Here is a 6,872-nt window from a genome sequence, read left to right as displayed (position 1 = left end):
TCTGGCGTTGATTTTTGGCACGCTGTTGAGTTCTCAAGGTGCGGACGCTTCCTTCGTTCCCGTTTCCGGGCCCTCCGGGCGCTTCCTTCGTTTCCGACTCTATCAGATCTTTCCGATCCGATTTCCTCGGTGCTTTCCGGTCCCTTTCGCTTTCGCTCCGGGCCCTTCCGGCGTTTCCGACTCTATCAGATCCTTTCGGCGTCTGACTCCCAGTCAGGGGGGTTTGTCTTTCCGGCTGTTGGGCCGTTCCGACGTCTCAAACTCTAGCGGGTTTCCCCGGCGACTCATAATCGAGTCATTCGAAATGAATTTCGGCATGCCGAAATTCGTCCCGGTGGGGAGTTGTGCTGAGTAGAGGTGCCGCATCTGCGGCGGGAGTGGTTGTCGAAGAACCGTTCCGGCTCCGTGACAACTCGGAGAACCTTACGGATCCGGAGGGGGCGTGTCAACCCCCGGCCGGTGGGGTCAGTCGAGGTCGGTCAGGCGGCCGCCGGCGTCGGGCTGGGTGAGCTCCACGCGGCGGAGGAGGCGGATGAGGACGTCGCCGAGGACGCCCCTCTCCTGGGTCGTGAGGTCCTGGAGGAGCTCCTCCTCGAAGTCGGTGGCCATGCGCATGGCCTCCAGCCACTTCGAGCGGCCCTCGTCGGTGAGCTCGACGATGACGCGGACGCGGTTGTTCTCGTCGCGGTCGCGGGTGACCAGGCCCTCGCCGGCCATGCGGTCGATGCGGTGGGTCATCGCGGCGGGGGTGAGGCCGAGGCGCTTGGCGAGCTCGCCGGGGCCGAGGCGGTAGGGCGCGCCGGCGAGGACGAGGGTCTTGAGGACCTCCCACTCCGCGTTGCTGATGCCGAGGTCGGAGAGCTGGCGGCCGTACGCCACGTTCATCCGGCGGTTCAGCCGGCCGAGGGCGGAGACGACCTTCTCCACCTGCGGGTCGAGATCGCGGTACTCGCGCTGATACGCGGCGATCTGCTCGTCGAGGCTCGGCTCCTGGGGAGCGGTGTCGGACATGCGGTGAGTATCCCACGGGTCACGTTGCCATTGAAGTCCTTCGGCATGTACTGTTAAGGCCTTAACTTTAGTGTTGAAGTCTTCAGGGTTCAGGCGTACAGGTCTGAACCCGCGACCGAAGTGGGTGAGTGTGACCAAGGCGAGGGGCGCAGCGATGCGCCGCATCCAGGCAGGCAGTGCGCTGAGCGCGTTCGGACTCGGCTTCACCGTGCCGTACCTCTATGTGTACGTGGCGCAGGTGCGGGATCTGGGCGCCGCGACGGCGGGCATCGTGCTGGCCGTCTTCGCCATGGCCGCGCTGGTGGTGCTGCCCTTCAGCGGGCGGGCCATCGACCGGCGCGGGCCGGTGCCGGTGCTTCTGGTGGCCTCGGTCGCCGCCGCGGTGGGTGCGGTGGCGATGGGCTTCGCCTCCAGCGTGCCGGCGGCCGTGGGGGCCGCGGTGCTGCTGGGTGCCGGTACGGCCGTGCTGCAGCCGGCCCTCGCCACGATGATCGTCTGGTGCTCGGAGCCCGCCGGGCGCACCCGGGCCTTCGCCATGCAGTTCTTCCTGCAGAACCTCGGGCTGGGCATCGGCGGTCTGATCGGCGGTCTGCTGGTCGACACGAGCCGGCCGGGCAGCTTCATCCTGCTGTTCTCGATCGAGGCGGCGATGTTCCTCGTGCTCGCCGCGATCGTCGGGACGGTCCGGATGCCGGGCTCCCCCGCGCTCCAGGGCGCCCGTCCGGCCGAGGGCGGCAAGGGCGGCGGTGTCCGCGCGCTGCTCGGGCACAAGGCGATGGTGCAGCTGTGCGTGCTCGGCTTCGTGCTGTTCTTCGCCTGCTACGGGCAGTTCGAGTCGGGTCTCGCGGCGTACGGCACGGAGGCCGCCGGCATCCAGCCGTCGACGCTCGGGATCGCGCTGGCCGCCAACACGGCGGTCATCGTGGCCGCCCAGTTCCTGGTGCTGAAGTTCGTCGAGCGCCGCAGGCGGACCCGGGTGATCGCGGCCGTGGGTCTGATCTGGACCGTGGCGTGGCTCATCGCCGGGTACGCGGGTCTCGGGCACGGCAGCCAGGCGATGGCGACGGCGGCGTTCGTCTCCACGTACGCCCTCTTCGGGCTCGGTGAGGCGATGCTGTCGCCGACGGTGGCCCCGCTGGTGGCCGATCTGGCGCCGGAGTCGATGGTCGGGCAGTACAACTCGGCCTTCGCCCTGGTGAAGCAGCTGGCGCTGGCCGTCGGTCCGGCCGTGGGCGGGCCCATGGGGGCCGCGCTGCACGGGCCGTACATCGTGACCTTCGTGCTCTTCTCGCTCGGGATCACCTTCCTGGCCGTCCGGCTGGGCAAGCAGCTCACGCCCGAGCAGGACCAGCCTTCGCTGGCCCTCAAGCCGTCGAAGGTGGTCGCCCGGCACGAGCCGGTGCGCGAGGGCGAGGCCGCTGCCGTCTAGGACCTGTCTCTAGGACCTGTCCGGCAGGGCGAATTCGCACCAGACCGCTTTGCCGCCGCCCGGTGTGCGGCGGCTTCCCCAGGACGAGGCGATCGTCGCGATGATCGAGATTCCGCGACCCGCCTCGTCCTCTGTTTCCGCCCGGCGGCGGCGCGGCAGGTGGTCGTCGCCGTCGGTGACCTCGATGATCAGGCGGCGATCGGTGCGGCGGAGCCGCAGGCGCATGGGCGGGGTGCCGTGCTGGAGGGAGTTCGCCACGAGCTCGCTGGTGGCGAGGACGCCCAGGTCGCGCAGTTCGACCGGGAAGCGCCAGGACGACAGGACGCCGGAGGCGAAGGCACGCGCGCGCGGGGCGGCCTCCACGCCGCCGAGCAGCTCCAGGGCCGCGTTGTGGAAGAGCTCGGCGTCCGGGCCCTTGCGGGAGGGGTGCTGGACGACCAGGACGGCGACGTCGTCGTCGTGCTCGGCGGTGACGCCGAGGGCGCGCAGGAGCCGGTCGCAGACCACCTGCGGGGTGCCGCTCGCGCCGGACAGGGCGCGGGCCAGGGCGGCGACGCCCTCGTCGATGTCCTCGCGGCGCCGCTCGACCAGGCCGTCCGTGTAGAGGACGGCGGTGGAGCCGGGCGGCAGGGCGATGGAGCCCGAGGCGTGCAGCCAGCCGCCGGTGCCGAGGGGCGGGCCGGTCGGGTCCTCGGCGCGGCGGACGGTGCCGTCCTCGTCCCGTACGAGGATCGGGAGGTGGCCGGCGGAGGCGTACACCAGCTTGCCCTCGTTGGGGTCGTGGATCGCGTACACGCAGGTGGCGATCTGGCTGGCGTCGATCTCGGCCGCGAGGCCGTCGAGGAGCTGGAGGACCTCGTGCGGGGGCAGGTCCAGGCGCGCGTAGGCCCGGACGGCGGTGCGGAGCTGGCCCATGACGGCGGCGGCGCGCACGCCGCGGCCCATGACGTCGCCGATGACGAGGGCGGTGCGGCCCGCCCCGAGGGTGATCACGTCGTACCAGTCGCCGCCGACGGCCGCGTCCGCGACGCCGGGCTGGTAGGTGGCGGCGATCCGCAGGTCGTCGGGCTGCTCCAGCTCCTGCGGGAGCAGGGAGCGCTGGAGGGTGACGGCGGTCTCGCGGTGCCGGCGCTCGCTGGCCCGGAGGCGCTCGGCGGCCTCGGCGTGGTCGGTGACGTCGGCGGCGTGGACGAGGACTCCGCCGCCGTCGAGGCGGGGGCTGTCGACGGGCAGGCACGTGACCGTGTAGAAGCCGCCGTCCCGGGTGCGGCGGGACTTGACCGTGCGGGGCTTGCCGCTGCGCAGCACCTGGTCCATGAGGGGCAGCAGGCCGAGCTCCTCGGCCTCCGGGCAGGTGTCGGCGACGGTGGCGCCGGCGCGGCGGGGGCCGAAGGCGGCGGCGTACGCGTCGTTCACGTAGGCGATGCGGTGCTCCGGGCCGTACGCGAGCGCGATCAGGCCGGGGAGGCGGCCGAGCAGCTCCCGCACGGAGAAGTCCTCCAGGGCGGGGACGTCGGCGGCCTCGCCGGCGCTGTCGGCAGTGTCTGCGGGGTGCTCCAGCTGCGGACCGTACTCACCGCGGGCGGCGGGCACGGAGCCTTCGGTCCCCCGCGCCGCGCGGCGCTGCGTGCCGGGGAGCCGGGCGCTCCAACGGGTGAAGTTCACGGATCTGTATGCCTCGTGGTGTCGGTGCCGTGCAGAGTCACGCTGTGCAGGTGTGAGCCCACCTATGGTCACACGTCCAGTGTGGACGAGTGCACTGACAGTGATGTCAGGACTGCGGCTTGTCGCCGTCGCCGGGGGGCGGTGAGGCGGCGAGCTCGAATTCGGCGCGGGGGTGTTCGAGGGAGCCGAGGGAGACGATCTCCCGTTTGAACAGGCCGGACAGGGTCCATTCGGCGAGGACCCGGGCCTTGCGGTTGAAGGTGGGGACGCGGCTGAGGTGGTAGGCGCGGTGCATGAACCAGGCCGGGTATCCCTTGAGCTTGCGTCCGTAGACGTGGGCGACTCCCTTGTGGAGGCCGAGGGAGGCGACGGAGCCCACGTACGCGTGCGCGTACTCCTTGAGCGGCTGCCCGCGCAGGGAGGCCGCTATGTTCTCGGCGAGGACCTTGGCCTGGCGGAGGGCGTGCTGGGCGTTGGGCGCGCACTCCTTGCCGGGTTCGTCGGAGGTGACGTCGGGGACCGCGGCGGCGTCGCCGGCCGCCCACGCGTGCGCGGTGCCCTCGACGGCGAGCTGGGCGGTGCAGCGGAGCCTGCCGCGTTCGTTCAGGGGCAGACCGGTGGCGGCGAGGACGGGGGCGGGCTTCACGCCGGCGGTCCAGACGACGGTGCGGGTGGGCAGGCGGGTGCCGTCGCTGAGGACGGCGACCCGGTCCTCGCAGGATTCGAGGCGGGTCTCCAGGCGTACGTCGATGTTCCGGCCGCGGAGCTCGCGGATCGCGTACCGGCCCATCTCCTCGCCCACCTCGGGGAGGATCCGGTCGGAGGCCTCGACGAGGACCCAGCGCAGGTCCTCGGGCTTGACGTTGTGGTAGTACCGCGCGGCGTAGCGGGCCATGTCCTCCAGCTCGGCGAGGGCCTCCACGCCCGCGTAGCCGCCGCCGACGAAGACGAAGGTGAGGGCGGCGTCGCGGATCGCGGGGTCGCGGGTGGAGGAGGCGATGTCCATCTGCTCGATGACGTGGTTGCGCAGGCCGATGGCCTCCTCGACGGTCTTGAAGCCGATGCCGTGGTCGGCCAGGCCGGGGACCGGGAGGGTGCGGGAGACGGAGCCGGGGGCGATGACCAGCTCGTCGTACGTCATCTCGACGGCGCCGGTGCCCTCCTCCTCGGTGGCGAGGGTGGAGAGGGTCGCGGTGCGCTTGGCGTGGTCGACGGACCGGACCTCGCCGATGAGGACGCGGCAGCGGTCGAGGACGCGGCGGAGCGGCACGACGACGTGGCGCGGGGAGATGTTGCCGGCCGCGGCCTCCGGCAGGAACGGCTGGTACGTCATGTACGGCTCGGGGGTGACCACCACGATCTCGGCGGTGCCGGCTCTGAGCTCCGCCCCGAGCTGCCGCTGGAGGCGCAGCGCGGTGTACATGCCGACGTAGCCACCGCCGACCACGAGAATGCGCGCAGGTTCGGTCACTGTCCCATGACGCACCCCCGTCCGTTGTTTGTCCACAGGCTCGGCAAATTGTGTGACCGGAGGGGTACGGAGGCGTGGGGTGGCGTATGAGGGGGCTGTGGGGGAAACCGTGCAGGTCACGGCGGGTAGGGCGGGTTCGGAGAGCGGTCGGAATCGGGAGTCTTCCGGGCCTTGCTCCGATCGGGGGGCGCACCGTACGGAACTCCCCCTTCTGAATTGACCCCGACTCAACTATGTTCGTACCTCATCGGGGTGTCGGATCGGAGCGCGCGTGGACCGAAGCGCTCGTCCGCCGGAGGCCCCGTGTCAGGGCGGGGAGTCTCCGGGGGGAGACATCATGAGCGGGGGAACGCTTATGCAGATTCAGGATTCACGCTGGCAGTCGGGCACCGGCACGGCGACGGTCGACGGGCACGTCCCGGGGACGGCCGACGCGCGGGGCGCCGCGCCGCTGGCGGGCGGCAGGTCCGCGCCGCTGCGGGTGGACGCCCAGCGCAATCTGGAGCATGTGCTCCGGGCCGCGCGCGAGGTGTTCGGCGAGCTCGGCTACGGGGCTCCGATGGAGGACGTGGCGCGCCGCGCCCGCGTCGGGGTCGGCACCGTCTACCGCCGCTTCCCCAGCAAGGACGTGCTGGTGCGGCGGATAGCCGAGGAGGAGACCTCCCGGCTGACCGAGCAGGCGCGGGCCGCGCTGGGCCAGGAGGACGAGCCGTGGTCGGCGCTCTCCCGGTTCCTGCGGACCTCGGTGGCCTCGGGTGCGGGCCGTCTCCTGCCGCCGCAGGTGCTGCGGGTGGGCGTGGACGAGTCCGGGGCGCCGCTCGGCGCGGACGAGGCGGACGAGGCGGCCCGGGTGCCGTCCCAGCGGGGTGTCGCCGAGCAGGGCGACGGGCGCGTGGTCGCGCCGCGTGCCGTGCCCGCCGGCGAGCGGGACGACGCGGGGGCCTCCGAGCTCCTGGAGGTCGTCGGCCGGCTGGTCGACCGGGCGCGTGAGGCGGGTGAGCTGCGGACGGACGTGACCGTGGCGGACGTCCTCCTCGTCATCGCCACCGCCGCGCCGGCCCTGCCGGACGCGGTGCAGCAGGCGGCGGCCTCGGCCCGGCTCCTCGACATCCTTCTCGAGGGCCTGCGCTCCCGGTAGGACCTCTTGCGGACGGCGGTCTTCCACGGACCGCGGTCTTTTGCGGACCGCGGCCTTTCAGGGACTGCGGCCTTTTGCGGACGGCGGTCTTCGTGGTCCGGGTGGACCCACGAGCATGACACGAACGTGTGAGCGGTTACGCCCGGATCCCTGAAGTC

5 protein-coding genes are annotated in these 6,872 nt (G+C 71.9%); 2 read left to right on the top strand and 3 right to left on the bottom strand.

Translation table 11 applies throughout. The features are described 5' to 3' along the window. Positions 1 to 465: 465 nt before the first annotated feature. Positions 466 to 1,011: a MarR family winged helix-turn-helix transcriptional regulator gene (locus ACFYUS_RS17000; protein WP_388851743.1), complete on the bottom strand. Its 546-nt coding sequence runs from the start codon at positions 1,009 to 1,011 to the stop codon at positions 466 to 468. A 154-nt stretch (positions 1,012 to 1,165) separates the two neighbouring features. On the opposite strand from ACFYUS_RS17000, the gene ACFYUS_RS16995 reads away from it, so the two are divergent. Next, on the top strand, positions 1,166 to 2,440 hold the full coding sequence (locus ACFYUS_RS16995; RefSeq protein WP_388851740.1) for an MFS transporter: 1,275 nt from the start codon (positions 1,166 to 1,168) through the stop codon (positions 2,438 to 2,440). 9 nt (positions 2,441 to 2,449) lie between these two features. Here ACFYUS_RS16995 and ACFYUS_RS16990 read toward each other — a convergent pair whose 3' ends face one another. Both ACFYUS_RS16990 and ACFYUS_RS16985 read right to left on the bottom strand, forming a co-directional pair. Beyond that, positions 2,450 to 4,105, bottom strand: coding sequence for a SpoIIE family protein phosphatase (locus ACFYUS_RS16990; RefSeq protein ID WP_388851737.1), 1,656 nt, complete (start codon positions 4,103 to 4,105; stop codon positions 2,450 to 2,452). Positions 4,106 to 4,211: 106 nt separating this feature from the next. Then, positions 4,212 to 5,576 (bottom strand): NAD(P)/FAD-dependent oxidoreductase, encoded by a 1,365-nt coding sequence (locus ACFYUS_RS16985; protein WP_388851734.1) that lies wholly within the window; start codon positions 5,574 to 5,576, stop codon positions 4,212 to 4,214. A 355-nt stretch (positions 5,577 to 5,931) separates the two neighbouring features. Here ACFYUS_RS16985 and ACFYUS_RS16980 point away from each other — a divergent pair, with 355 nt between their 5' ends. Then, a complete protein-coding gene (locus ACFYUS_RS16980; RefSeq protein WP_388851731.1) occupies positions 5,932 to 6,714 on the top strand; it encodes a TetR/AcrR family transcriptional regulator in 783 nt (260 codons plus the stop codon). Positions 6,715 to 6,872 lie beyond the last annotated feature (158 nt).

Origin of the sequence: Streptomyces sp. NPDC004284 (assembly GCF_042874035.1) — a bacterium.
Taxonomy (GTDB): domain Bacteria; phylum Actinomycetota; class Actinomycetes; order Streptomycetales; family Streptomycetaceae; genus Streptomyces.
This window is presented reverse-complemented; position numbering and strand designations above follow the sequence as displayed.